Origin of the sequence: Variovorax sp. HJSM1_2 (assembly GCF_049316285.1) — a bacterium.
In the GTDB taxonomy this organism is placed as follows: domain Bacteria; phylum Pseudomonadota; class Gammaproteobacteria; order Burkholderiales; family Burkholderiaceae_C; genus Rhodoferax_B.
Window position 1 is genome coordinate 126,220 of the sequence record NZ_JBMOXA010000010.1, and the last position, 25,827, is coordinate 152,046.

The following is a 25,827-nucleotide window of genomic DNA, read 5'->3' on the forward strand; positions in this document are numbered from 1 at the left end:
ATACAAGATGTGTCCGGCCCGGTGAGGGACAACAACACGCGCCAGGCGCACACAGGCGCACACAGGCGCACATAGGCGCCCACGCCCAGTCCCAGCTGCGGGCCATCAAAAAGAAGGAACGAAATCAACGGCGCGGCCAGAAGGGCGCGCGCCGGATGCGCTTCAAGCGCAGATCAAGCGTTGCTCAAACGCTGCTTTGCGGCGGATCGCGGGCCGCAAAAGGCCAATGCCTGGGGCCGGGCACAAAGGCCACGGCAGCAGGCCGTTGCGGCTGGGCCGCGGGGGCGATTGCAGCAGACCAGGCAACACCGGTCGCGGGCAGGTCTGCGGCTTGCGCAAAAGCTAGGCACCAGGCGCACAGGCCGTGGTTCTCGGCGGTCTCGGCAGGCTCGGCGGGATCAGCGCCATCGCTGACCACAGCCTGCGCCACACCGCCCAGCGCCTGCTGCAAATGCCCGGCTTCGTGCAGCGGCAAACCCAGGGCCGTGTTGAAAAACACGGCCAGCAACAGCAGCTGGAGCAGGAGGCGGCGAATCGACATGGGGGCCAGGATCTTACCCGCTAGGGATGCAAAGCATTGTTAAACCCTGAGGCATGGGTGGCCACAGACCGTTCAGTGCGCTTCGGCTTGGCGCTTGGCCAGCAACTCGGCCTTCAGCTTGGGCAACTGCGCCAACATGGCTTTGCGTCCGGCTTCAATCGAGCGCAGCCGGGCCTGGAAGTTGGCGCTGCCTACATCGTTCAAACGCGGGCGCACCACCACGTTGGCGTCCTGCAATTCAAAGTGGTTGATGCTTTTGCCCATGATGGCGGTGGTCTGCAACAGGATTTGCAGGCTGTCGCTGGCGAGGTTGCCTTCCGGGTCGGCCGAAATATCGACCGCCAGCACCACTTCGGCCCCCATCTGCCGCGCGTAACGCACGGGTACGGGCGACACCAGGCCACCGTCTACATACTCGCGCGCACCAATCTTCACCGGCATAAACACCGCCGGGACCGCGCTCGAGGCGCGCACCGCGGTCGCCGTATCACCACGTTGGAACAACACCCCTTCGCCGCTGTTCAGATCGGTGGCGACAATGCCCAGCGGCATGGGCAGATCCTGGATCTTGCGCGCACCCAATTGCGCCGACACATAACGCGCCAGCGCCTCGCCACGGAACATGCCACGGCTGACGAAGGGCAGCGTCCAGTCGGTGAAGGCTGCCTCTTCCATGGTCTTGGCCACGGTGAGCAGCTGCGCGCCGTTTTTACCGCTGGCGTAGAGCGCGCCAACCAAACTTCCGGCCGATGTGCCCACCACCAGGTCGGGCTTGATGCCCGCCTCTTCCAACACCTGGATCACGCCCACATGTGCAAAGCCGCGCGCTGCCCCACCACCTAGGGCCAGGCCAAGGCGTGGCGGCCGGGTCGCGGTCGCGATGACTGGCGGCGGGGTGATGACGGGCGGCAAACTCGGCGCCGCCGTCTCCACCGGCACCGTGCTGCAACCGGCCAGCAGGGCGGCCACGCCCAGCAACAGGCGCCGTCGGCCCATGGTCGAAACCTGCAAACCCTGAGAAACCTCTGAAGGCACTGTGTGCCCAAACCCGCGCGTCACCATTCCACCAACCTTGCAAAAACCAACCCGCCGACTGCGGGCAACCGGCGATTGTCGCCGCAGCGCGTAAAGGCCACGCAAACCGACTTGGCCACATCACCCACAAAGGCCCAATGCCCAATGGCATTCCCCGGATAAATCAGGGTTGCCCTCCATGCACAGTGCATCGCGTTTTATAGTTGGGGGCTGTTCAGCACAACTCCCCAACACCTATGAAAACCAAAGCCGCTGTCGCCTGGAAATCCGGCGCTCCCCTGACCATAGAAACCGTGGACCTGGAAGGCCCGAAATTCGGTGAGGTTTTGGTCGAGATCAAAGCCACCGGCATCTGCCACACCGACTACTACACCTTGAGCGGCGCCGACCCCGAAGGCATCTTCCCCGCCATCCTGGGCCATGAAGGCGCGGGCATTGTGGTCGACGTGGGCCCCGGCGTGACCACGCTGAAAAAAGGCGACCACGTCATTCCGCTCTACACCCCCGAGTGCCGCCAGTGCAAGTTCTGCCTGAGCCGCAAAACCAATCTGTGCCAACTGATTCGTGGCACACAAGGCAAGGGCCTGATGCCCGACGCCACCAGCCGCTTCAGCCTCGATGGCAAGCCTATCTTCCACTACATGGGCACGTCGACCTTCAGCAACTACACCGTGGCGCCTGAAATCTCGCTGGCCAAGATCCGCGAAGACGCACCGTTCGACAAGGTCTGCTACATCGGCTGCGGCGTGACCACCGGCATAGGTGCCGTGTTGTTCACCGCCAAGGTCGAGGCCGGCGCCAACGTGGTGGTGTTTGGCCTGGGTGGTATTGGCCTGAACGTGATCCAGGGCGCGAAGATGGTGGGCGCAGACAAGATCATCGGTGTCGACCTCAACCCCGAGCGCGAAGCCATGGCGCGCAGCTTTGGCATGACCCACTTCCTCAACCCCAAGGACATTGAAGCCGCTGGCGGCAACATCGTCGACGCCATCGTGCAACTGACCGACGGCGGCGCCGACTACAGCTTCGAGTGCATTGGCAACACCAAGGTGATGCGCCAGGCTTTGGAATGCACACACAAGGGCTGGGGCCGCAGCATCATCATCGGTGTGGCCGAAGCCGGTGCCGAAATCAGCACCCGCCCGTTCCAGTTGGTGACCGGCCGCAAATGGGAAGGCTCGGCCTTCGGCGGCGCACGTGGCCGCACCGACGTGCCAAAGATCGTCGACTGGTACATGGAAGGCAAGATCAGCATAGATCCGCTGATCACCCACACCATGCCGCTGGAAGACATCAACAAGGGCTTCGATTTGATGAAGAGCGGCCAATCGATTCGCGGTGTGGTCTTGTTCTGATGGAAGCACTGGAACTGTTGAGCCAGCACGCCTGCTTTGGCGGCGTGCAGCGCTTCTACAAACATGGCTCCACGCAGATCGGCTTGCCGATGCGCTTCTCGGTCTATCTGCCGCCGCAAGCCGAGCAAGGCCCGGTGCCAGCGGTGATGTTCCTCGCTGGCCTCACCTGCACCGAAGAGACCTTCATGGTCAAAGCCGGTGCGCAGCGCCTGGCGGCCGAGTTGGGCCTGGCGTTGATCTGCCCCGATACCAGCCCGCGCGGCGCCAACGTGCCGGGCGAGGCCGATGCCTGGGACTTCGGCGTGGGTGCGGGCTTCTACCTCGACGCCACCCAGGCGCCGTGGCAAGCCCACTGGCGCATGGAAAGTTATCTGCTCAAGGAGTTGCTGCCCCTGGTCGGCAGCGCTTTGCCCATAGACCTGCAACGCCTGGGCTTGTTCGGCCATTCCATGGGCGGGCACGGCGCGTTGACGCTGGCACTGCGCCACCCAGGCGTGTTCCGTTCGCTGTCGGCGTTTGCACCGATCTGCGCGCCTAGCCAATGCCCATGGGGAGTGAAGGCGTTCAGCGGCTACCTGGGCGACGACCGCCAAGCCTGGGCCGCACACGATGCCACGGCCTTGATGCAAAGCCAAAAGCAGGCACCTTACCCCGGCGGCATCTTGATCGACCAAGGCCTGGACGACAAGTTCTTGGCCGAACAATTACACCCGCATTTGTTTGAAGCCGCGTGTACCGACGTGGGCCAACCGCTGACGCTGCGCCGCCACGCAGGCTACGACCACGGCTACTACTTCATCGCCACCTTCATGGCCGACCACCTGGCACACCACCAGCACGCGCTGGCGGCATAGGCCTAGGCAGGTTTAGAAAAGCGAGTCCTGGCCGTGCAACGCGGCCGGGCGAAAACGGCTCAGGTCCGTCTCGCTACGCTGCCGGTTCAGTCCCAGCTTGGCACAGGTTTTCTCGAAACGCTGGCGGATCAGGTCAGCCCACAGGCCTTTGCCCTTCATGCGCGAGGCAAAGTCGGCTGCGTAGTCTTTGCCATTGGCGCGTTGTGCATCGCTCAAATCATGCAGATCCTGCACCCGCGCCATGATGCGTTCGGCGCGCTGCGGGTAATGCAGCGACAACCACTCGCGGAACAGGGGCGCCAATTCCCAGGGCAGGCGCAGCACGGTGTAGAAGGCGCTGCGCGCACCGGCCTCATAGGCAGCGGCCAGCACCTGCTCCATGTCGTCGTTCACAAACGGAATCTGCGGCGCCACACTCACACCCACCGGTATGCCCGCCTCGGCCAGGGTGCGAATGGTGCGCAGCCTTCTATGTGGTGCGGCAGCGCGCGGCTCCAGCTTGCGCGCCAGGTCGGCATCCAGCGTGGTGATGGTCATGTAGACCGCCGCCAAATGCTGCGCCGCCATGGGCGCGAGCAAGTCCAGATCACGCTCCACGCCACTGCCCTTGGTGACAATGGCCAGCGGGTGCTGGCAGCGCTGCAGCAATTCGACCGCGCCGCGCGTCAGCCGCAGTTCGCGTTCTATAGGCTGGTAGCCATCGGTCACGGTGCCGATGGCGATCATGCGCGGCAGGTAACGCGGCGAGGCCAGCTCACAGCCCAGCACCTCCACCAGGTTGCGTTTGGCGATGAGCCGGGTTTCAAAGTCCAGCCCGGGCGACAGGTTCAGGTAACTGTGGCTAGGCCTTGCGTAGCAATAAATACAGCCATGCTCGCATCCACGGTAGGGGTTGAGGCCGTAGTCGAAATAAATGTCGGGTGAGCTGTTGCGGGTGATGACGCTTTTGGCATCTTCAAACCTCACCTGCGTGGCCGGGCGCGCTGCCTCTTCGCCGTCCGCCGTTTGCACGGCTTCTTCCAGCGTGCCCCAGCCGTCGTCGAAATCGGCACGAGCATCGGACGAAAAACGGTGCGCGATGGCAGACGCGGCACCACGCCCCTTGATGGCGTGCAGTGGCAAACGAACATCAGCCATGCGGCCCCCTGGAAGATTGATAACTGTAATTTTATACAGTAATTTAAAAACTTCCAGGAAATTGCCGCCCTTGGCCTATCGCCTACAACACCATCAAGCCGTCAGCCGCGCCATGCCAGGTACCACGCCATCCACGCGGAACACTGCCACCGATTGCACCAACTGCGCCGCTTGGGATTCAAGCGAACCCGTGGCGGCTGCGGCCTCTTCCACCAACGCGGCGTTTTGCTGGGTCACACGATCCATTTGAGAAATGGCTTCATTCACCTGCTCCAAACCTTGGGTCTGCTCTTGGCTGGCGACACTGATTTCACCCACGATATCCGACACGCGGCTCACACCCGCCACCACCTCGCGTATCACCACACCGGCCTCTTCCACCAGGCGATTGCCTTCGTTCACACGCTGCACCGAGTCCGCAATCAGCACCTTGATCTCTTTGGCCGCCGTGGCGCTGCGCTGCGCCAGGGTGCGCACTTCGCTGGCCACCACGGCAAAACCGCGCCCTTGTTCACCGGCACGGGCGGCTTCTACCGCAGCGTTCAGCGCCAGGATGTTGGTCTGGAACGCAATGCCGTCGATCACGCTGATGATGTCGACAATCTTGCGCGAGGCCGCGTCTATGCCGCCCATGGTGGCCACCACATTGCCGACCACCTCACCGCCGCGCGCGGCCATGTCGGACGAAGACCGTGCCAGTTGATTTGCCTGGCGGGCGTTGTCGGCGTTCTGCCGCACGGCCGAAGTCATTTGCTCCATCGAAGCCGCCGTTTGCTGCAGCGCGCTGGCTTGTTCTTCGGTGCGGCCAGACAGGTCGAGGTTGCCGCTGGCGATTTCGCTAGATGCCAGCGCAATGCCCTCGGCGCCTCGGCGCACCTGGCCCACGGTGGTGCGCAGTTGTTCACCCATCAAGCCCAGGGCGCGCAGCAGTTGGCCGGTTTCGTCTTGGGCGTTGCTGTCGGCACGCACGGTCAGATCGCCTGCGGCCACGGTTTCGGCCACGTTCACCGCCCGGTTCAGGGGGCGGGTGATGCTGCGCGTGATGAAAACCGCCAGCGTCGCTGCGGCCAACAAAGCAACGATGCCCAGGGAGATCATCTGCGTGCGGCCACGTTCATAGCCGCTGCGCACATTCGCTGCCGCCGCGTTGATGCTGGCGCGTTGCTGATCCAGCAGGGCCTGCAGGTTCTCCAGGTAACGCACACTCGCAGGGCGAAAATCGGTATTGAACAAACGGTCTGCTTCTTCGGCCTGGCCTGCGGCTTTGGCCTTGCTGACCGCGTCGCGCGCCACGATGTATTGCTGGCGCGCCTGCGACAAGGTGGCAAACAACGCTTTTTCCTCAGGCGTTTCGAGCAAGGCTTCGATTTGTTTTTGCTGCTCGGTCGACATGCGCGAGCCTTCGGCGTTTTCAGCGGCAAAGAAGGTGGCCAAGCTGGGGTCGGCACTCTTGGCCACCGCCGTGGTGCGGCGCACGCTGGTGTGTATGGTGCGGTACCAGTCGGACACCAAACGTTCCTTGGTCAGCGGACGTTCCATCATGGCGTCGGTTTCGCTGGCGACACTTTGCAGCCGCCAGACACCTATTGCGAGGATGGCGGCGGTCAGCACAATCAAGGCGGAAAAAGCCAAGGCCAAGCGGCGGCCGATAGAGAATTTGGTGTGGGAGGTGGGTGTTTTCATGACCGATGACGCCTATGGATTACCCTAATACAAAGAGAGACCGTTACAGCATCACACCAAAGGCAGCCGCCTCAACAGGGGCACTACCCTAAGCCCACCGCCTCATACCCGCTTGCAATCCCGCCCTGCGGCGCCCAGCGGCAGATGGAGGTCGCCGGTTACCAGGCCAGCGTCACCTGCAGGGTGTCCACATAGGTGCCGGAGGTCATGCCGTTGGTGCTGGTCTTGTTGATGCGGCCATAAACCGGCAGTGTCACGGCCGCACCGGTGCCGGGCAGCGTCACGCCCAAAGCCGTGGCGTTGGCGGGATAGGCGGTGGTCAAGGCGGCGTCGCTGTACACCTCGTACGGCAGGTAGCTGGAGCCCAGCTTCATGGCGCGTGAGCCCGTGCCTACGCTGCCGCCCTGGCCGGCGTTGTTGCCGCCGCTGACCGACACGGTGAGTGCGGTCACATCCGGCGAACAAACGATTTGTGTGGCACCTGCACCGCCCACACCGCCGGTGGCGTTGGCCGTCAACACGCCGGTGAAGGTGCTGGGCTGGGAGCCGAAGTCCAGCGTACCCAGGTTCACACCGCTGCTGCCGGCATTCGATGCACCGCTGATGTAGCAACCGGCTTGCAGCACCATTTGCGCGTTCAGCTGGCCGGCCATGTTGCCTGCGGCCTGGGCGCCAAAAGAGGTCATGCCCAGAACAAGCGCCATTGCTGCAGAGGTAGCGGCGGCGGAAATCTTGGTGCTGATCTTCATGTCCATCTTTCGGTGTGTGTTGCGATGGAATGAATTGTGGTTTTGGGCGCCCAAAACATCGTGACGCAAACGTGAACTCATGGTGGGCCTGGCGTGCCCTTCCCGCCCAGCGCTACACCAACCCGCCACCACATCTGGTGCATGGCGCACCAGGCCCTACACCTGGTCCTGCACCAGTTTGCGACGCGCGCCATGCGGCAGATCGGCGCAACGCGCGGCAAAAAACCCCAGCCTGTGGCCGCAAACCGTGTTCAGCGAGCGCATCGAAAGCTCCAGATTTCCGTGGTTTTTACAGGGCTTTGAGAGGGAAAAACGCTAGGCCAGGCGCATGGCCGCTGGTCCGGTTCAGCCCCGCCCCCGCAGCGGCCATGACAGGCGTAACCAGAGGTGCGAACGCCATGGCATAGCTTTTGCTCATGACTCAGCAGACGTAACGCCGCGTCACACAGTTCATCCCAGCATCCCGGGTCCAGCGCATAAAGGCGTGCGCAATGGTGTACCTCAGTCCCTGATCCTCAGGAGAGACATCATGCATTTTTCCAGCCTCCTCCTGTTTGCCATTTTGTCGGCATGGCTGTACGCATGCCATGTGGCTAATCGCGCTCTGTCCAACGCAGCCATGCGGCCGGACGTTCGCACCAAGCCCCCTCAAGCCGATACGCGCAATCGCTGAACAACGCTGGCCCGTCCTGCTCCGGTCGCAGTTTTTGATTTTCTGTTCTTAAACCTCGTTGACGAAAGCCCCCACCATGCTGTTCGCCTCACCTGCCATCAACGCCACCGGCCCCAAGGCCACCCGCATCGACATGTTCTCCGTGTCGACCCCGCAAATGCGCGCCTTCCACATCACCTGGCTGGCGTTTTTTGTCTGCTTCTTTGCGTGGTTTGCCGCTGCGCCCTTGATGCCGCTGATCCGCGCCGAGTTCGGCCTGACCAAGGACCAGGTGGCCAACATCAACATCGCCTCGGTGGCGGTGACGATTCTGATCCGCTTGATCGTCGGCCCGCTGTGCGACCGTTATGGCCCACGCCGCACCTACACCTGGCTGCTGCTGCTAGGCGCCATTCCAGTGTTTGGCCTGGCATTCGCCAAGTCGTATGAAATCTTCCTGTTCTTCCGCCTGTGCATAGGCGCGATTGGTGCATCGTTTGTCATCACGCAATACCACACCAGCGTGATGTTCGCCCCCAACGTGGTGGGCACGGCCAACGCCACCGTCGGCGGCTGGGGCAATGCCGGCGGCGGTGCCGCCCAAAGCCTGATGCCGCTGGTGGTCGCCGCTTTGCTGAGCCTGGGCGTAGAACAGGCTTGGGGCTGGCGCGCCGCGATGTTTGTGCCCGGTGTGGCCATGGTCATCATGGCCTTTGTCTACGCCCGCTATACCCAGGACACGCCCCAAGGCGACATCGTCGATTTGCGCGCCCAGGGCATTGCCTTGGAATCGGGCAAGGCCGGTGGCATGGCGATCTTTCTGCGTGCCTGCAGCAACTACCGCGTGTGGATGCTGGCCATCGTCTACGGTGCCTGTTTTGGTGTGGAAATTTTCATCCACAACATTGCCGCGACTTACTACGTTGACCAGTTTGGTCTGTCTATCGCCAGCGCCGGCATGGCCGCAGGCATCTTCGGTGGCTTGGCGCTGTTTGCGCGTGCGCTGGGCGGCCTTGTGAGCGACCGCATCGCCACCAAGAAAGGACTCGATGGCCGCTCGCTGCTGCTGTTTGGTTTGATGCTGGGCGAAGGCATTGGCCTGGTGTTGTTCAGCAAGGCCGAGAGTGTGGGTTTCGCCATTCTCGCGATGTCGCTGTTTGGCCTGTTCACCCACATGGCTTGCGGCGCCACCTATGCGCTGATGCCCTTTGTCGACCGCAAGGCCCTGGGCGGCGTGGCCGGTTTGATTGGTGCGGGCGGCAATATTGGCGCCGTGGCCGCAGGATTCTTGAACAAGGCCGTGGCGACACCACAGCAAACCCTGTTCATCCTGGGTGTGGTGGTGGCCGCCAGCTCGCTGTGCGCCATTGCCGTGCGTTTCTCGTCGCAACACAAGTCGGCCGAGCAAAAGCTGCTGGACGAAGCCGTGGCCGCACGCAACGCTGGCGCCTCGGGTGTGCCGGGTTCAATGATCACGGCCAACTAAACAGCCCCACGCTTGATGCATCGGAACAGCACTATGAACAAGCCCAAACTGGTGCTCATCGGCAACGGCATGGCCGGTGTGCGCACGATTGAAGAGTTGCTGAAGATCGCGCCGGACATGTACGACATCACCGTCTTCGGCGCCGAACCGCATCCCAACTACAACCGCATCATGTTGTCGCCGGTATTGGCCGGTGAGCAGACGCTGGACGAAATCGTGCTCAACAGTTGGGAGTGGTATGCCGAGAACGGCATCACCCTGCACGCCGGCAAAAAAGTGGTGGACGTGGACCGCGTGAAACGCGTGGTGCGCGCGGTCGACGCCGATGGCAACGTCACCGAGGCCGACTACGACCGCCTGCTGATGTGCACCGGCTCCAACCCCTTCATGCTGCCCGTGCCGGGCAAGGACCTGAAGGGTGTGATCGCCTACCGCGACATCGCCGATACCACCGAGATGATCGAGTCCGCCAAACGCTACAAGAACGCCGTGGTGATTGGCGGCGGCCTGCTTGGCCTGGAGGCCGCGAATGGCTTGATGCTGCGTGGCATGCAGGTCACGGTGGTGCATGTGAACGCCTGGCTGATGGAGCGCCAACTCGACAAAGCGGCCAGCCAGTTGCTGCAGAAGACACTGGAAGAGCGTGGCCTGCAATTTCGCCTGGGCACCCACACGCAAGAACTCATCGGCGGTGACGATGGCGAAAATAGCGGCCGCGTCAAAAGCATTCGCTTCAAAGACGGCAGCGAAGTCGCCGCCGACCTGGTGGTGATGGCCGTGGGTGTGCGCCCGAATGTGGAACTGGCCGCCAAGATGCGCCTGCACATCGAGCGCGGCATTGTGGTCACCGACACCATGCAAACCGTGACCGACGCACGCATCTACTCGGTCGGTGAATGTGCAGCGCACCGCGGCATTGCCTACGGTTTGGTGGCGCCGCTGTTCGAGCAGGGCAAGGTGGCGGCCAACCATTTGGCGCAGTCTGGCATCGGCCGTTATGTGGGTTCACAAACCTCGACCAAACTCAAGGTCACGGGCATTGACTTGTTCAGTGCGGGTGAGTTCCAGGGCGGCGAAGGCACGGAAGAAATTGTCATGAGCGACACCTTTGGCGGTGTCTACAAAAAGCTGGTGCTGCGCGACAACAAACTCGTGGGCGCCTGCCTGTACGGCGACACGGTGGACGGCAGTTGGTACTTCAAGCTGCTGCGTGAAGGCATGTCCATAGACGAGATCCGCGACCAGCTGATGTTTGGCGAACCCGCCACCAATGATGCCTGACACAGGTTGCCTGTTTTTTCTCTCTCCACACGATGAGCACATTGCCCCCGTCCGGCGTGACCACAGCGACTGAAACCAAATCCACCTGCCCTTATTGCGGTGTGGGCTGCGGCGTCATCATCGAGGCGCAAGGCCAGCAGATTACCGGCGTGCGTGGCGACCCGACCCACCCTGCCAACTTCGGCCGCTTGTGCAGCAAGGGTTCGACCCTGCACCACACCGCCAGCGCCAGTGTGACGCTGCAAACGCGCCTGCTGCAACCCATGCAGCGCCTGCAACGCGGCCAGGCGCCGCTGCCGGTGACGTGGGACAACGCACTCGACACTGCCGTCACAAAATTCGCCAGTGTCATCAACCAGTATGGCCCGGACGCCGTGGCCTTCTACATCTCGGGCCAGTTGCTCACCGAAGACTATTACGTCTTCAACAAACTCGCCAAGGGCCTGATTGGCACCAACAACATAGACACCAATTCGCGCCTGTGCATGAGCAGCGCCGTGGCCGGCTACAAGGCCACGTTGGGGGCCGATGCACCGCCCGCCTGTTATGACGATTTCAAACACGCGCAGTGCCTGTTCATCACCGGCAGCAACACCGCCTGGGCCCACCCTATCCTGTTTCGCCGCATAGAAGACGCACGCGCCGCCAACCCCAAGATGAAGGTGATCGTGGTCGACCCACGCCGCACCGACACGGCCGAGACCGCCGACCTGTTTCTGCCCATACAGCCCGGCACCGATGTGCTGCTGTGCAACGGCATGCTGCACATCATGCTGGCCGAGGGCTGGACCAAGCCCGACTACATCGCCGCACACACCAACGGCTTTGAAGCGCTGCAGGCCACCGTGGCCGAATACACCCCCGAGCGCGTGGCGGCCGAATGTGGCATCAGCCAGGAGCAGTTGCGCACCGCAGCGCAGTGGTTTGCCACCTCGGGCGCCACGCTCAGCCTGTATTGCCAGGGGCTCAACCAGTCGAGCAGCGGCACCGACAAAAACGCCGCGCTGATCAACCTGCACCTGGCCACGGCGCAGATCGGCCGCGCCGGTGCCGGGCCGTTCTCTCTCACCGGCCAACCCAATGCCATGGGTGGGCGCGAGGTTGGCGGTTTGTCCAACCTGCTGAGCGCGCACCGCGACATGGCCAACCCTGCGCACCGTGCCGAAGTGGCCGCGTTGTGGGGCGTGAGCGATGTGCCCGCCAAACCCGGCAAGTCGGCCATAGACATGTTCCAGGCCGTGGCCGACGGCGAGATCAAGGCCCTGTGGATAGCCTGCACCAACCCCGCGCAAAGCATGCCCGACCAGGCCACCGTGCGCCGCGCGCTGCAGCGCGCCGAACTGGTCATCGTGCAGGAAGCCTTTGCCACCACCGCCACCTGCGCCTATGCCGACCTGCTGTTGCCCGCCACCACCTGGGGCGAAAAAGTAGGCACGGTCACCAACTCCGAGCGCCGCATCAGCCGCGTGCGCCCTGCCGTGATCGCTCCCGGCGCCACACGCCATGACTGGTCGATTGCCACCGACTTTGCGCAACGGCTGGAAAAGAAACTCCGCCCGGGTGCGCCCAGCCTGTTCCCCTACGCCGACCCAGAATCGGTATGGAACGAACACCGCGCCAGCACCCAGGGCCGCGACCTGGACATCACCGGCCTGAGCTATGAGCTGCTGGACAGCGCAGGGCCGCAGCAATGGCCCATGCCGGCCGGCGCCACCGAGGGCCGCGCACGTTTGTACGCAGACGGCATCTTCCCCACGCCAGACGGCCGCGCGCGTTTTGTCAACACCGTTTACCGCCCCGTGGCCGAGCCGCGCGAGGTGCGTTTCCCGTTCTCGCTCAACACCGGCCGCCTGCGCGACCAGTGGCACGGCATGAGCCGCACCGGCACGCTGGGCCGCCTGTTCGGCCACGTCGCCGAGCCGGTGGTGCAACTGCATGCACAAGACATGGCGCAACGCGATCTGCGCGATGGTGACCTGGTGCACATCACCTCGCGCCGTGGCTCCATCATGCTGCCCGCGCAAGCCAGCACCGAGGTGACGCCACACCAGGCCTTTGTGGCCATGCACTGGGGCGAAGAGTGTGTGAGCGGCCAGGGCAACAACGGTGAACGCCTGGCAGGCATCAATGCACTCACCACACCGGCCTATTGCCCCACATCGAAACAACCCGAGCTGAAACACACGGCGGTGAAGATCTTGAAGGCCGCCATGCCCTGGTCGCTGCTGGGTGTGGCCTGGCTGCCCGACGACCAGGTGCTGGCCGCACGCGAAGCCCTGCGCGCGCTGATGCCGCGTTTTGCGTTCGCCAGCTGTGTGCCTTTTGGCCGCGAGCGCAGCGGTCTGTTGTTCCGCGCCGCCAACTACGAGGCCGCACCCGATGACCTGGTCGAACGCATCGAACAATTGCTCGGCCTGAGCGGCGCCGACCTGCTGCGTTACGCCGACCGCAAAAAAGGCCAGCGCCGCACCATGCGCCGCGCACGCGAGGGCGACAACACCAAGCTCACCGGCTTTGTGCTGGCCGGCGACACCAGTGCCGAGAGCTGGATCAAGCCGCTGCTGCAAGACGAGTTGCCCGCCCAAGCCTATGGCCGGCTGCTGCTGGTGCCCGGTGCCAAAGCACCTGTGGCGGTGCAGGCCAAGGGGCGCCAAGTATGCACTTGCCTGAACGTATCCGAGCCCGCCATCACCTGCGCGCTGGCCCAAATGGGCGGCAGTGAGGAACAACGTTTGCAGGCGCTGCAGAAGTCGCTGAAGTGCGGCACCAACTGTGGTTCGTGCCTGCCGGAAGTGCGGCGGCTGGTGCGCTCCATCACACCGTTGCGCCAGGTGGCTTGAGCCTAGACGGCTCAATTCAGTACATAACCAAAAGTCATCAGGCATCCGCGACAATCAGGCCCCATGGGAATCAGCCAATACATCAAGGAAATCGGCCGTGGCAAAGACGGTGCGCGCCCGCTCACGCGTGAGCAGGCCACGGACCTGTTCGGCCAAGTGCTGGACGGCAGCGTCACCGATCTGGAAATCGGCGGTTTCTGTCTGGCCATGCGCATCAAGGGCGAAACGGCCACCGAGATGGCCGGTTTTCTGGATGCCACAGCCGTGCGCCTCAACGCCGTGCCGCCCACCGACCGCCCCTTGGTGGTGCTGCCCAGCTACAACGGCGCACGCAAGCTGCCAGTGCTGACACCACTGCTGGGCCTGCTGTTGGCGCGTGAAGGTTTGCCCGTGCTGATCCACGGCACGGCCACCGAGTCGAGCCGCATTTCAGTGCCCAATGTGCTTGAGGCGCTTGGCAGACCTGCGGCGACAGCTATCAAGCCAATAGCAAACGGTGAACTGGTGTTTGCCGCCACCGAGCTGCTATGCCCCGGCCTGAAGCGCCTGCTGGACGTGCGCCGCGTGGTCGGCCTGCGCAACCCGGCGCACAGTCTGGTGAAGCTGATGGCGCCGACCACCGGCGCCAGCCTGGTCGTCAGCAGCTATACCCACCCCGAATACGCCATCAGCATGGCGGCCACGTTTGAACTGATGCAAAGCAACGCCCTGCTGCTGCGCGGCACCGAAGGCGAAGTGGTGGCCGACCCACGCCGCACACCGCAGATGACCGGCTTTGTACGCGGCCAGGCCACACTGCTGCAAGAGGCCCAGGCCGGCTCGCTGGCCAGCGTGCCCGACCTGCCCAAAGAGATCGATGCAGACAGCACGGCGCGCTACATCCGCGCCGTGCTGGCGGGCAGCCTGCCCGTGCCCACGCCCATCGCCCGACAAGTGGCGCACATCGTGCATCTAAGCCAACAAATCGCGGCCCACGAAGCCCAAGCCGCGTGAGCCGTTGAAAAGCCCCACCATGAACAGTCTGTCCTTTCTGCAAACCCCCTCTTCCCTGGCCCAGCCCGGCACCGTGACCCTGGTGGGCGCGGGCCCTGGCGACCCGGAGTTGTTGACTCTCAAAGCGCTCAAGGCGATTCAAGCCGCGACGGTGCTGTTGGTGGACGACCTGGTCAGCGACGAGATCGCCGCCTTGGCCGCGCCCAGCGCGCGCATCGTGCACGTGGGCAAACGTGGTGGCTGCAAGTCCACGCCGCAAGCCTTCATTGAAAAACTGATGGTCACGGCCGCCAAGGAGGGCGAAACCGTGGTGCGCCTCAAAGGCGGCGATCCGTTCATCTTTGGCCGTGGTGGTGAAGAAGTCCAGACCCTGCGCGCAGCCGGCATCGTGGTGCACGTGGTCAACGGCGTCACCTCGGGCCTGGCGGCGGTCACCTCCATCGGTGTGCCCCTGACCCACCGCGACCACGCGCACGGCGTGGTGTTTGTCACCGGCCACGCCAAGCCCGGCGACGAAGGCACAGACTGGCGCGCCCTGTCCGCCACCGCACACAGCGCACGCCTCACACTGGTGATCTACATGGGGGTCAGCGGCGCCCAACGCATTCAGCAGGAACTGCTGACCGGCCTGCCCGCGCAAACGCCTGTGGCCATCATCCAGAATGCGTCGCTGCCAACACAACGCCACGCCGTCGCCACATTGCAGACCTTGCAGCAGACGATTCAGTCCGAAGGCCTGGCCAGCCCCTCGGTGATTGTGGTGGGCGACGTGTTGCGCGGCATAGGCGCGCTGCAGCAGACTGAGCCACTCGCGCGCTCCGCCTGAAGTCAGCTGCAGACGCCGCTCTAGGCGTCTTCGCGGCCCGACTTCTCCATCCACGAGACCAGCTTGGGCACCAGCGCAAACACCACCAAAGCCAGCAAGGTGCTGAGCACTGCCGTGGCCTCGCGGCCCATGCCGGCGGCCACGCCTATGGCGGCGGTCAGCCAGATGCCGGCGGCGGTGGTCAGGCCTTTGACTTTTTCTTCGCCGTCCAGTTTCAGTATCGCCCCGGCACCGAGAAAGCCGACGCCGGCGATCACACCCTGCACCACGCGGCTCAGATCGGCCTCGGGCATGCCCGCCTGCTGGGACACCAGCACGAACAACGCCGCCCCCATGGCGACCAACATGTGGGTGCGCACGCCAGCCGCCTTGCCATGCGACTCGCGCTCAATGCCCAGCAAACCGCCCAGAATGGCCGCCAGCAGCAGCCGCACCATCACCCGTGTGGCCTGCTCCGCATCGGGCAGATCGGAGAACTCGGCCGCAATGGTGTCGCCAATTTTTTGCAGTGTGCTGGACATGGCGGTCGTGGCTCCAAAAAATTAGGAAAAGCGCGCTGGATAAAGGCCGCTCAGCGCCCGCGAGGCTTGGCGCTGGCATAGAGCCACACGCCAAACAACACCATGGGCACACAAAGCCATTGGCCCATGCTCATGTTGAAAGCCAGCAGACCGAGGAAGTCGTCCGGCTGGCGGAAATACTCGGCGATGAAACGCATCACGCCGTAACCGATGGAGAACACCGCCGCCACGCGGCGCTCTGGCCGGTCTTTGCGCGCATAAAGCCACAGGATCACGAACAGCAACAGGCCTTCGAGCAGGAACTGATAGACCTGCGACGGGTGGCGCGGCAGCATGGAGCCGCTTTGCGGAAACACCATGCCCCAAGGCAGGTCGGGGCTGGCGAAGCGGCCCCACAACTCACCATTGATGTAGTTGCCCACGCGCCCCGCCGCCAGCCCCGTGGGCACACACGGTGCCACAAAGTCCATCACCTGCCAGAAAGGCTTTCGGCGCGAATGGGCAAACCAGCACATGGCCGCGATCACGCCCAGAAAGCCGCCATGAAAACTCATGCCGCCTTGCCACACGTACAAGATTTCCAGCGGGTGCGACAGGTAGTAGCCCGGTTTGTAGAACAGGCAATAACCCAGGCGCCCACCCAGAACCACCCCCATAACCCCCAGGAACAAGATGTCTTCCACATCTTTGCGCGACCAGGCGCCCGGCCCGGTAATCGACGCAAACGGCTGATGGCGCAACCGCAAGTTGCCCAGCAGCATGAACAAACCAAAGGCGGCGAGATAGGTCAGCCCGTACCAGTGCACGGCGATGGGCCCGATCTGCAAGGCGATCGGGTCGATTTGGGTATAAGTCAGCATGCCCTTATTGTGCCCGCCGAATGTGTCGCGCCGCAGTGAAGGCCAGGTCGGGCGCCGGACATTCAGCCGCTGCAGTCAAATCCTCGGACTTGTCACGCTGCGGCGCTGCAGCGGCCCCGCATGAACGGCTGGCAACGCACAGCAACGCAAATGCAACTGATTGCAGCTTCCATACCCATACGCAGGCAGAGCGCTGGTACGGGGGCATTGGCGCTACAAGGCGACGAAATGGAGCGACTGAACGATACTCGCGCCCAATCCAAAACCTAGAAGAATGGCACACCATGCAAGGCAACCCACAAGTCGTCGACTATTTCATTGATCTGCTGCGTGGCGAACTCGCCGCGCGCGACCAGTATTTTGTGCATTCGCGCGCCTACGAAGACTTGGGCATGGCCAAGCTTTATGAACGCATAGACCACGAGATGCAGGAAGAAACCCAGCACGCCGACGCGCTACTGCGCCGCATCCTGTTCCTCGGCGGCAAGCCGAATATGAGCCCCAAGGCATTCACGCCAGGCGCCGATGTGCCGGAGATGCTGCAAAAGGATCTGGATACCGAATACGCCGTGCGCAAGGCGTTGCGGGACGGCATGGCGCTGTGTGAAAGTGTCGGCGACTACGTGAGCCGCGACGTGCTGCTGGCCCAGTTGCGCGACACCGAAGAAGACCACACCTACTGGCTGGAAAAACAACTGCGCCTGATCCAGATGGTCGGCCTGCCCAACTACCTGCAATCACAAATGGGCACAGCGGCTTAAACGCCCTGCTGCCCAAACGTAAAAAGCCCCGTGTCGCAAAACACGGGGCTTTTTGTTTGGCGGCGCGTCAGATCGCCAATCGTCAATGGGCCCAGGTCCAGGGCTCTACTGCTTGGGCGTTTTAGGCGAAATCTTGGCTTCGATGTTCGGATCGAACAAGTCGAACTCGATCAGATTGCTGTCCACCGGCGGTGCCGCCGGAAAGCCTGTGACATCGCCAGCCGATGCGTCACGTGGCGGCAAGGTCACCGGCACGTCCTCCAGCAATGGCAGATCCAGATCCAGATCTGCTGGCTTCTCGCGATTCGCCATGACCTGCAATTCAGAATTCGTGAAGTCCAGGTTGAGGTCCAGGTCGATATCCAGTGGCTCGTTGTTTTGTCCGCCGGCCGGCTTGGGCGGCGCTGCCGTATCGTCGATTTTGGCCATTTCCGACATCAACAACATGGGTTGTGTGTGGCTGTTCTGCCCCACAGCAGATGCTGGCTCTGGTGAATTCCCCGCCGAAACTGCGGCCGCCAGACCCGCAGCCGTGATGCTTGGTGGAACGGGCTCAACAGGCAAAGCCGCAGGCCGCCGTGCGGACTTGCCAGAGACATCCTTGGCCAACAGCGTCATGGGGCTTTCCAGAGGACGTTCAGCACCAGCGCTTTTGGCGGCAGCGTACAACATCAACAGGTCGCGATAAGCCGCCAGATCGAACTGTGGCGTGCCGCTATTGCCCGGCACCCTGAACAGCATGGCCTCCAGCGTCTCCAGCCCTTCGGGCGTGCCCCAGGTGTTCTGAATCTTGAACATGGCCGATGGATGCTCTTGCAGCCTGTGTCCCTCGTCGAGGAAGGACGCCATCGGTGGCACGCGGCCATTAAAGACGTGGTTGAAGTCGTCTCGCAGACGCTCATAAGCCTCTTCATGCCCCTGCTTTTGATAGAGCCCCAACAGCTCCAAATAAGCCAGCGGGTTGAGCTCAATGCTCTCGTCTATGGTTTTCTTCAGCAGGTCAATTGCCTGGTCATACTGGCCCAGGGAAACAAAAAACTCTGCATGCTGGCGAACATCGGCAAACCCGTCCACCACGACGTTTCGCGGCTGACCCGGCAAGGCTTGGCGTAGCCTCGAGCTCGGCACAGACGACGGCGTCATGGCCATGGCGGCAGCGCCGGCGGCCGAGACATTTTTTGGTGCCGTCACGGCACTGAGCGCCTGCAGATCGTCAAACACCGAATCCTTGAAGCCCGGTGGGTGCTCCACCACCTCAGGCAATTCCACTGCCATCACCGGCTTGGCCACAGGGGTCGGTGCGGGCGGCTTTGCCGGCTCGGCAAACTCATCTTCATCCACCGGCAACGGCAGATCGACGCTGGAAATGCGGCCAGCGTGTAATTCGGACTCGGCCAAGTCCGACGCACTATGGCGCGACCAATCGGCCACGCTGGCGCTGCTTTTGCGCACGCGGTCCCACCAGTAGGCGGCCACTGCCAGGGCCGCCAGCAGCAGCCCCAGCAAGCCATACACCACGCTGCTGCTGTAGCGGCTGTTTTCCAGCCTGTCCAGACGCGCCTGGAACTCTTCGTCACGCTTGGCCAGTTGGGCTTTGAGCGCCTTGGCTTCGGCCTCCAGCGTCATCAGACGCTTTTTCTCTTCAGGATTTTCAGCGGGCAGAAGATTCAAAGCACGCCAGGCGGCCGCCGCGTCGGCACGTTGCGGGCTATCTTCAGACGGCGCGCTGAGCATCTCGATCGAAGGCTTGAGCACCACTTGCCTGTCATCCGGCGTCGGCGCCACATCCAGTTGCAGACGCGGTTTACCGGAACTTGGCTCGGCCTTGGGCGGTGCCGGCACTGGCGCGGGCGCGTTGGCCACCACGGCAGGTTTCGGTTTACTCGGGGCTGGTGGGCGGCGCACCGGTGCCTGCGCGGATGTGGCAGCTGCGGCGGGCCGGGGCGCGCGCGCAACCGGTGGCCGCGGTGCTGGTGGCGGCACGTCTTGTACGCCCGGGGCATCGGCCGCGGCCGAGGCCACTGGCGGCGTGGCCACGGCAGGAGGAGGAACAAAGGGTGCGGGCGCAGGCGCCGCCGCCGCGGGAATCACCGTCGGCACCGGTGCCGAGCGCATCTCCACCGGAAACTCGGTCAGGAAATCGTATCGACGTGAAGCATTTTGGCCACACCGCGAGCGCAATACCACACTCACGACCGGTTCGTTCACATTGGAGAAAGTACGCACCCGCAACCGAGCATCCAGCGAGGGCGGCGAGTTGTAAACCGACACCTGGACGCGGCCAACGTCAATACTGCTGTCGCCCAGAAACACTTCAGCGGTGAAACACTGCGGACCAGCATCGTCGGTCTGGTCGAGCCGCACGTCGAACTGCAGATCAAGTGGCTGCCCTAAAACTGCGGCCCCCCTCGCCCGGCCCAGTGACAACGCTGAACTGCCGACGGCAGCCACCAAAAGAGTCGAGCCTAGGAGAGTGGTTCGTAATTTCACTGCAAGGTTGTGGTTACATTTTGTCCTGATTCTGGCACACCATCGCGCCAGCACTAGCAGGTGATAATTCTGAGTATGAATATTTTGTATCCATGTATCGGCATTGTGGGCACAGGCGCCATGGGCCGAGGTATCGCCCAAATTGCAGCACAAGCGGGCAGTACCGTCAAACTGTTTGATACCCAGGCCGATGCAGCGCGCAAAGCCCAGGCCGCGTTGTTCGATCAGTGGGACAAGCTGGCCGGAAAAGGCCGCATGACCGCAGAGCAAGTGACCGCAGCCCAACAACGGGTGCAGATTGCCAGTGTGTTGACCGATCTCCGCGACTGTGATCTGGTGGTCGAAGCCGCTGTAGAACGCCTAGACATCAAGCGCGCCATCTTTGCCGAACTCGAGGCCGTGGTGCAAGCGCACGCGGTGCTGGCCACCAATACATCGTCCCTGTCGGTCACGGCGATTGCCGCTGGCCTGCAGCGCCCCGAGCAGTGCGCAGGCTTCCACTTCTTCAACCCGGTGCCGCTGATGAAGGTGGTGGAGGTGGTTGCGGGCCTGAAGACCAGCGCCGCCGTATGCGCCGACCTGGCGGCCTATGCCAAACAAATGGGCCACACCCCGGTCGCCGCACAGGACACGCCGGGCTTCATCGTGAACCATGCCGGGCGTGGGTTTGGCACTGAAGCGCTGCGCATCGCCAGTGAAAATGTGGCCGACTTCGCCACCATCGACCGCATTCTCAAAGACCAGTTGGGCTTCAAGCTCGGTCCCTTTGAACTGATGGACCTGACAGCGTTGGACGTTTCCCATCCGGTGATGGAATCCGTTTACCGCCAGTACTTCGAAGAGCCACGTTACCGCCCTAGTGTCATCACCGCACAACGCCTGGCGGGTGGCTTGCTGGGCAAGAAGACCGGTGAAGGCTTCTACCGCTACGTCGATGGTGTGGCCCAAGTTCCCGCCGAAGCGCCGCCCCCGGTCGTCGCCAGCATCCCTCCAGTGTGGGTGTCGCCGCGCGCCACGCGCCGGCTGGAGCTGCTGCAACTGCTGAAGGATTTGGGGGCCACCATTGAAACCGGCGCGGCGCCCTCCTCTTTGGCCTTGACGCTGGTGGCGCCGCTTGGCTTTGACGTCACCACGGTGGCGGTGGTCGAGCGCCTGGACCCGGCGCGCACCATCGGTATCGACATGCTGGTCGAGGCCAAGACGCAAAAACGCCGCGTGTTGGCCACCAACCCTGCCACCCGTACCGATATGCGTGATGCCGCCCATGCCCTGTTTGCGCGCGACGGTTCGCCGGTCAGTGTGGTGCGCGACAGCGGAGGCTTCATCAGCCAGCGTGTGGTGGCCACCATCGTCAACATTGCCTCCGACATGTGCCAGCAAGGCGTCTGCACGCCGGCCGACCTGGAAACCGCCGTGACGCTGGGCCTGGGTTACCCGCAAGGCCCGCTGGCCATGGGCAACCTCTACGGCCCCACCAACGTGCTGGAAATCCTGTTCAACATGCAAACGGTTTACGGCGACCCGCGTTACCGTCCCAGCCCCTGGCTGCGCCGCCGCGGCGCCATCGGCCTCAGCCTGTTGCACGTCGAAGAGTAAACAAACTACCTGAGCCTTCACGTCCATGCCCGCAGAACTCAAAAGCACCAGCCATGGCATGACCATGGTGCTCACACTCAGCAACCCCGAGCAACACAATGCACTCGGCCCGGCGATTTACGCCGCCGGTGTAGAGGCCCTGGGTGTAGCCGAAGGCAACCCCGAGATTCGCAGCGTGGTGATTGTGGGAGAAGGCAGGCTTTTCAGTGCTGGCGGCGACCTGCATCGTCTGCGAGCCAACCGCCAGGAACCGGCCGCTGTGCAGTCGGCCAACGTAGAAGCGCTGCACAGCTGGATAGACGACATTCGCACCTTCCCCAAGCCAGTGATCGCCGTAGTGGAAGGCGCTGCAGCCGGTGCCGGTTTCTCGCTGGCCCTGGCCTGCGACATGGTGGTGGCGGCGCGTAACGCCGTTTTCAGCATGGCCTACAGCAACATCGGCCTGTCGCCGGACGGCGGCGCCAGTTGGAGTCTGGCGCAAAACCTGCCACGCCCATTGGCCACCGAGATGTTGATGCTGGGCGATCGCCTCCCCGCCGATAGGCTGCACGCGCTGGGCCTGGTCAACCGTCTGGCGGAACCGGGGCAAGCCCTGGAAGAGGCCCTGGCACTGGCTGAGCGCCTCAACGCCATGGCGCCAAATGCACTCACCAGCATCAAGGAGCTGCTGGGGGAAGCAATGCAAAACTCCCTGCACCGGCAACTCGCTGCAGAACATGGCCATTTCCTGAAGAACCTTTTCCACGAAAATGCCGGACTTGGCATCAACGCTTTTCTGGAAAAGAAGACGCCAAAATTTGTTTAACCAGACCCAGAACGTGGCGACGTTTTGAAGAAACGCGCTCATTTTGAATCACCGTCCCTGGGCGTCACCGCCTAGGGATACACCCGAAGAAGTCACCCAAAAGACACGTCATGGACGAGCCCATTCTTAACATGGAAGAACGCGCAGCGATCAATTCTGGTCGCTGGTTCGCGTCGTTATCGCCCTCGTTGCGGCACGATATTCTTCGATGTACCTACGTCAAACGCTTCAAAGATGGAGAACTGATTGCCGCGCGCGGCGACCCTCCGGAAGAATGGGTGGCCTGCGCCAAAGGTGCCGTTCGAGTGGGTTCCACCTCGGTCTCCGGCAAGCAGATCACGCTCACCTATGTGGAGCCCGGCATCTGGTTTGGCGATGTGGCCATCTTCGACGGCGACCGGCGCACACACGACGCCTATGCCCACGGCGAGACCACGATTGTCTGTGTCGCGCGCGCGGATTTCCGCAAGATTCTGGACAGCCACACCGAGCTGTACGAAGCGCTGTTGGCACTGCAGTCCCGCCGCATCCGTCTGCTGTTTGGTTTGGTCGAAGACCTCAACACCCTGCCGCTACGCGCGCGGCTGGCCAAACAACTGATTCACCTGGGCCGCAGCTACGGCGTGCAAAGCCTGGCCGATCCGGACGAGATCCGCATCAGCCTGCAATTGGCACAGGAAGAACTGGCACAGTTGCTCGGTGCTTCGCGCCAGCGCGTGAACCAGGAACTGAAGCAAATGGAGCGCGAGGGCGCGATCCGCGTCGAACCCGCCGGGCTGACCATTCGAGACCGCACTGCACTGCTGCGCGTCGTCAACGCCGACGCCTGACAGCCGAGAAAGGTGCAGGCGTTCATTTCCCCGTGACCATGAAGCCTGCACCATGACCGATCTCTCCCAATTTGTCGGAACCCGCAGCGCCACGGGCGCACAGGCCCTGGATGCCGAAGCGCTCAGTGCGTGGCTGAGGCAACACCTGGACGGCTTCGCAGGGCCACTCAGCATAGAGCTGTTCAAAGGCGGCCAATCCAACCCCACCTACAAACTCATCACCCCCAGCCGCACCTATGTGATGCGCGCCAAGCCCGGGCCGGTGGCAAAACTGCTGCCCTCGGCCCACGCCATCGAACGTGAATACGCGGTGATGCGCGGCTTGCATGGCACCGAGGTGCCCGTGCCGCAGATGCTTTGTTTGTGCGAAGACGAGTCTGTGCTGGGCCGGGCCTTCTACATCATGGAATTCATGCAGGGCCGTGTGTTGTGGGACCAGTCGCTGCCCGACATGAACAACACCGAGCGTGGCGCCATCTACAACGAGATGAACCGCGTGATGGCGGCGCTGCACCAGGTGCCGTTCGCCCAGCAGGGCCTGGCCGGCTACGGCAAACCCGGCAACTATTTCGAGCGGCAGATTGGCCGCTGGAGCAAGCAATACCTGGCTTCGCAGACGCAGCCGATTCCAGCGATGGATCAGTTGATCGCCTGGCTGCCCGCACACATTCCCGCAGGCGCACGTGACGAGAGCAAAACCAGCATCGTGCACGGCGACTACCGGCTCGACAACCTGATGTTCCACCCTACCGAGCCCCGGGTATTGGCCGTGCTCGACTGGGAACTGTCGACCCTGGGCCACCCGCTGGCCGACTTCAGCTACCACTGCATGGCCTGGCACATTCCGCCGGGTGCGTTTCGCGGCATTGGCGGGCTGGACCTCGCCGCCTTGGGCATCCCCAGCGAAGAGGCCTACATACGGCTTTACTGCGAACGCACCGGCCTGGCCAGTTTCGAATCGCTGAAGGCCGACTGGAATTTCTACCTGGCCTACAACCTGTTCCGCCTGGCCGCCATTCTGCAAGGCATTGCCAAGCGTGTGGAAGCCGGCACGGCCTCGAGCGAACAGGCCAAGGCCTCGGCCGCTGGCGCGCGCCCGCTGGCCGAAATGGCCTGGCAGTTCGCCCAGAAAACCTGAACAACAACACCCCGAGCCCCAAGGAGACCCGCATGGATTTCGACTACTCACCCAAGACCAAAGAACTGCAGGGCAAGCTGCAGCGCTTCATGGACGAGCACATCTACCCCGCCGAGGCCAGCTATGCCCAGGAGTTGGCCGCCAACACCGCAGCAGGCAAACGTTGGACGCCGCTGCAAACCATAGAAGCGCTGAAGACCAAGGCACGCTCCGCTGGTTTGTGGAATCTGTTCCTGCCGGTAGACAGCGCTGCCGCATCGGGCTACGAAGGCGCCGGCCTCACCAACCAGGAATATGCCCCCTTGGCCGAAATCATGGGTCGCGTGGTCTGGGCCAGCGAGGTGTTTAATTGCTCGGCACCCGACACCGGCAACATGGAAACCATTGCGCGCTACGGCTCAGAAGAAAACAAGGCGCGCTGGCTGAAGCCACTGCTAGAAGGCCAAATCCGCTCGGCCTTTGCGATGACCGAACCCGACGTGGCCTCAAGCGACGCCACCAACATCGCCACACGCATCGAGCGCCAGGGCGACGACTACGTGATCAACGGCCGCAAATGGTGGATCTCGGGCGCGGGCGACCCGCGCTGCGCCATCTACATCACCATGGGCAAAAGCGACCCCGAGGCGCCACGCCACTCGCAGCAAAGCATGATACTGGTGCCTGCCGATACCCCCGGCGTCAAAGTCATCCGTCCACTCTCGGTGATGGGCTATGACGATGCGCCGCACGGCCACATGGAGATGACATTTGAGAATGTGCGCGTGCCCGCCAGCAATATGCTGCTGGGTGAAGGTCGTGGCTTCGAGATCGCCCAGGGCCGGCTGGGCCCGGGCCGCATCCACCATTGCATGCGCCTCATAGGGTTGGCCGAACGTGCGCTCGAGCTGATGTGCAAACGGGCCTCCAGCCGCGTGGCCTTTGGCAAACCGGTCGCGGCCCAGACCGTCACACAAGAACGCATTGCCGAAGCGCGCTGCAAGATCGACATGGCACGCCTGCTCACGCTGAAGACGGCCTGGCTGATGGACGTGGCCGGCAACAAGGTGGCCAAGAACGACATCGCCATGATCAAGGTGGTGGCCCCCAGCATGGCCTGCCAGGTGATCGACTGGGCCATGCAAGTACACGGCGGCGGCGGCATGAGCGACGACTTTCCACTGGCCAACGCCTATGCCCACGCGCGCACACTGCGTTTTGCCGACGGCCCGGACGAAGTGCACCGCAACGCCATTGCCAAGATGGAACTCGGCAAATACGCGGTCAGGACCTGATCTCACGCGGCTCTTGAGCGCGGCCTCTGCGGGCGTGCGGGTAGCGCAAATACCGCCGCCTGCAGAGTCCAAACATTTGGCCTACAGTCGGCGACGGCCCTTCACCATGGGCCGGCCCAT

General features: G+C 63.0%; 21 protein-coding genes and 1 pseudogene. 14 read left to right on the forward strand and 8 right to left on the reverse strand.

Features of this window, described 5'->3' with window-relative positions; translation table 11 throughout:
* Positions 1–184 precede the first annotated feature (184 nt).
* A complete protein-coding gene (locus ACFQ95_RS13365; protein WP_422831672.1) occupies positions 185–541 on the reverse strand; it encodes a DUF2946 family protein in 357 nt (118 codons plus the stop codon).
* Positions 542–613: 72 nt separating this feature from the next.
* On the reverse strand, positions 614–1,537 hold the full coding sequence (locus ACFQ95_RS13370; protein WP_422831674.1) for a patatin-like phospholipase family protein: 924 nt from the start codon (positions 1,535–1,537) through the stop codon (positions 614–616).
* Between the two features lie 275 nt (positions 1,538–1,812).
* Here ACFQ95_RS13370 and ACFQ95_RS13375 point away from each other — a divergent pair, with 275 nt between their 5' ends.
* A complete protein-coding gene (locus ACFQ95_RS13375; protein WP_422831676.1) occupies positions 1,813–2,931 on the forward strand; it encodes an S-(hydroxymethyl)glutathione dehydrogenase/class III alcohol dehydrogenase in 1,119 nt (372 codons plus the stop codon).
* Positions 2,931–3,785 carry an S-formylglutathione hydrolase gene (gene fghA, locus ACFQ95_RS13380; RefSeq protein ID WP_422831678.1) on the forward strand — a complete coding sequence of 285 codons (855 nt, stop codon included), beginning with the start codon at positions 2,931–2,933 and terminating at the stop codon, positions 3,783–3,785. The genes ACFQ95_RS13375 and fghA overlap by 1 nt, the downstream gene beginning before the upstream one ends.
* A gap of 12 nt (positions 3,786–3,797) precedes the next feature.
* Here fghA and ACFQ95_RS13385 read toward each other — a convergent pair whose 3' ends face one another.
* The 3 genes from ACFQ95_RS13385 to ACFQ95_RS13395 all read right to left on the reverse strand — a co-directional run bounded on the left by ACFQ95_RS13385 (position 3,798) and on the right by ACFQ95_RS13395 (position 7,354).
* Positions 3,798–4,922 carry a PA0069 family radical SAM protein gene (locus ACFQ95_RS13385; protein ID WP_422831680.1) on the reverse strand — a complete coding sequence of 375 codons (1,125 nt, stop codon included), beginning with the start codon at positions 4,920–4,922 and terminating at the stop codon, positions 3,798–3,800.
* Between the two features lie 93 nt (positions 4,923–5,015).
* A complete protein-coding gene (locus tag ACFQ95_RS13390) occupies positions 5,016–6,605 on the reverse strand; it encodes a methyl-accepting chemotaxis protein (protein ID WP_422831682.1) in 1,590 nt (529 codons plus the stop codon).
* Between the two features lie 158 nt (positions 6,606–6,763).
* A complete protein-coding gene (locus tag ACFQ95_RS13395; RefSeq protein WP_422828740.1) occupies positions 6,764–7,354 on the reverse strand; it encodes a Csu type fimbrial protein in 591 nt (196 codons plus the stop codon).
* Positions 7,355–7,883: 529 nt separating this feature from the next.
* Here ACFQ95_RS13395 and ACFQ95_RS13400 point away from each other — a divergent pair.
* From ACFQ95_RS13400 to cobA, 6 genes and pseudogenes are all read left to right on the forward strand, one after another.
* Entirely contained in the window at positions 7,884–8,027 is a 144-nt protein-coding gene (locus tag ACFQ95_RS13400; protein WP_422831684.1) for a hypothetical protein, read from the forward strand.
* Positions 8,028–8,103: 76 nt separating this feature from the next.
* Positions 8,104–9,492: an MFS transporter gene (locus tag ACFQ95_RS13405; protein ID WP_422831686.1), complete on the forward strand. Its 1,389-nt coding sequence runs from the start codon at positions 8,104–8,106 to the stop codon at positions 9,490–9,492.
* A gap of 33 nt (positions 9,493–9,525) precedes the next feature.
* Positions 9,526–10,767: pseudogene (locus ACFQ95_RS13410) on the forward strand (NAD(P)/FAD-dependent oxidoreductase); the annotation flags it as partial.
* A 38-nt stretch (positions 10,768–10,805) separates the two neighbouring features.
* Positions 10,806–13,613 (forward strand): molybdopterin-dependent oxidoreductase, encoded by a 2,808-nt coding sequence (locus ACFQ95_RS13415; protein WP_422831688.1) that lies wholly within the window; start codon positions 10,806–10,808, stop codon positions 13,611–13,613.
* Positions 13,614–13,676: 63 nt separating this feature from the next.
* Positions 13,677–14,606 (forward strand): DNA-binding protein YbiB, encoded by a 930-nt coding sequence (gene ybiB, locus ACFQ95_RS13420; protein WP_422831690.1) that lies wholly within the window; start codon positions 13,677–13,679, stop codon positions 14,604–14,606.
* Positions 14,607–14,625: 19 nt separating this feature from the next.
* Positions 14,626–15,432 carry a uroporphyrinogen-III C-methyltransferase gene (gene cobA, locus ACFQ95_RS13425; RefSeq protein ID WP_422831692.1) on the forward strand — a complete coding sequence of 269 codons (807 nt, stop codon included), beginning with the start codon at positions 14,626–14,628 and terminating at the stop codon, positions 15,430–15,432.
* 20 nt (positions 15,433–15,452) lie between these two features.
* Here cobA and ACFQ95_RS13430 read toward each other — a convergent pair whose 3' ends face one another.
* Together ACFQ95_RS13430 and lgt are read right to left on the reverse strand one after the other, a co-directional pair.
* A complete protein-coding gene (locus tag ACFQ95_RS13430) occupies positions 15,453–15,953 on the reverse strand; it encodes an MgtC/SapB family protein (protein ID WP_422831694.1) in 501 nt (166 codons plus the stop codon).
* Positions 15,954–16,003: 50 nt separating this feature from the next.
* On the reverse strand, positions 16,004–16,813 hold the full coding sequence (gene lgt / locus ACFQ95_RS13435; protein WP_422831696.1) for a prolipoprotein diacylglyceryl transferase: 810 nt from the start codon (positions 16,811–16,813) through the stop codon (positions 16,004–16,006).
* A 284-nt stretch (positions 16,814–17,097) separates the two neighbouring features.
* Between lgt and bfr the strand changes: the two genes are divergently transcribed.
* The gene (gene bfr / locus ACFQ95_RS13440; protein ID WP_422831697.1) at positions 17,098–17,574 is read left to right on the forward strand and encodes a bacterioferritin; all 477 of its coding nucleotides are present in this window, start codon (positions 17,098–17,100) and stop codon (positions 17,572–17,574) included.
* Positions 17,575–17,679: 105 nt separating this feature from the next.
* Here bfr and ACFQ95_RS13445 read toward each other — a convergent pair whose 3' ends face one another.
* Positions 17,680–19,938, reverse strand: a complete 2,259-nt coding sequence (locus ACFQ95_RS13445; protein WP_422831699.1) for a hypothetical protein — start codon at positions 19,936–19,938, stop codon at positions 17,680–17,682.
* Between the two features lie 201 nt (positions 19,939–20,139).
* On the opposite strand from ACFQ95_RS13445, the gene ACFQ95_RS13450 reads away from it, so the two are divergent.
* From ACFQ95_RS13450 to ACFQ95_RS13470, 5 genes are all read left to right on the forward strand, one after another.
* On the forward strand, positions 20,140–21,660 hold the full coding sequence (locus ACFQ95_RS13450; protein WP_422831701.1) for a 3-hydroxyacyl-CoA dehydrogenase: 1,521 nt from the start codon (positions 20,140–20,142) through the stop codon (positions 21,658–21,660).
* 25 nt (positions 21,661–21,685) lie between these two features.
* Positions 21,686–22,465, forward strand: a complete 780-nt coding sequence (locus ACFQ95_RS13455; protein WP_422831703.1) for an oxepin-CoA hydrolase, alternative type — start codon at positions 21,686–21,688, stop codon at positions 22,463–22,465.
* A gap of 110 nt (positions 22,466–22,575) precedes the next feature.
* Positions 22,576–23,295, forward strand: coding sequence for a Crp/Fnr family transcriptional regulator (locus ACFQ95_RS13460; protein WP_422831705.1), 720 nt, complete (start codon positions 22,576–22,578; stop codon positions 23,293–23,295).
* Between the two features lie 52 nt (positions 23,296–23,347).
* On the forward strand, positions 23,348–24,433 hold the full coding sequence (locus ACFQ95_RS13465; RefSeq protein WP_422831707.1) for a phosphotransferase family protein: 1,086 nt from the start codon (positions 23,348–23,350) through the stop codon (positions 24,431–24,433).
* Between the two features lie 32 nt (positions 24,434–24,465).
* Complete coding sequence (locus ACFQ95_RS13470; RefSeq protein WP_422831709.1) at positions 24,466–25,707, forward strand: acyl-CoA dehydrogenase family protein; 1,242 nt, start codon at positions 24,466–24,468, stop codon at positions 25,705–25,707.
* Positions 25,708–25,827: the final 120 nt, after the last annotated feature.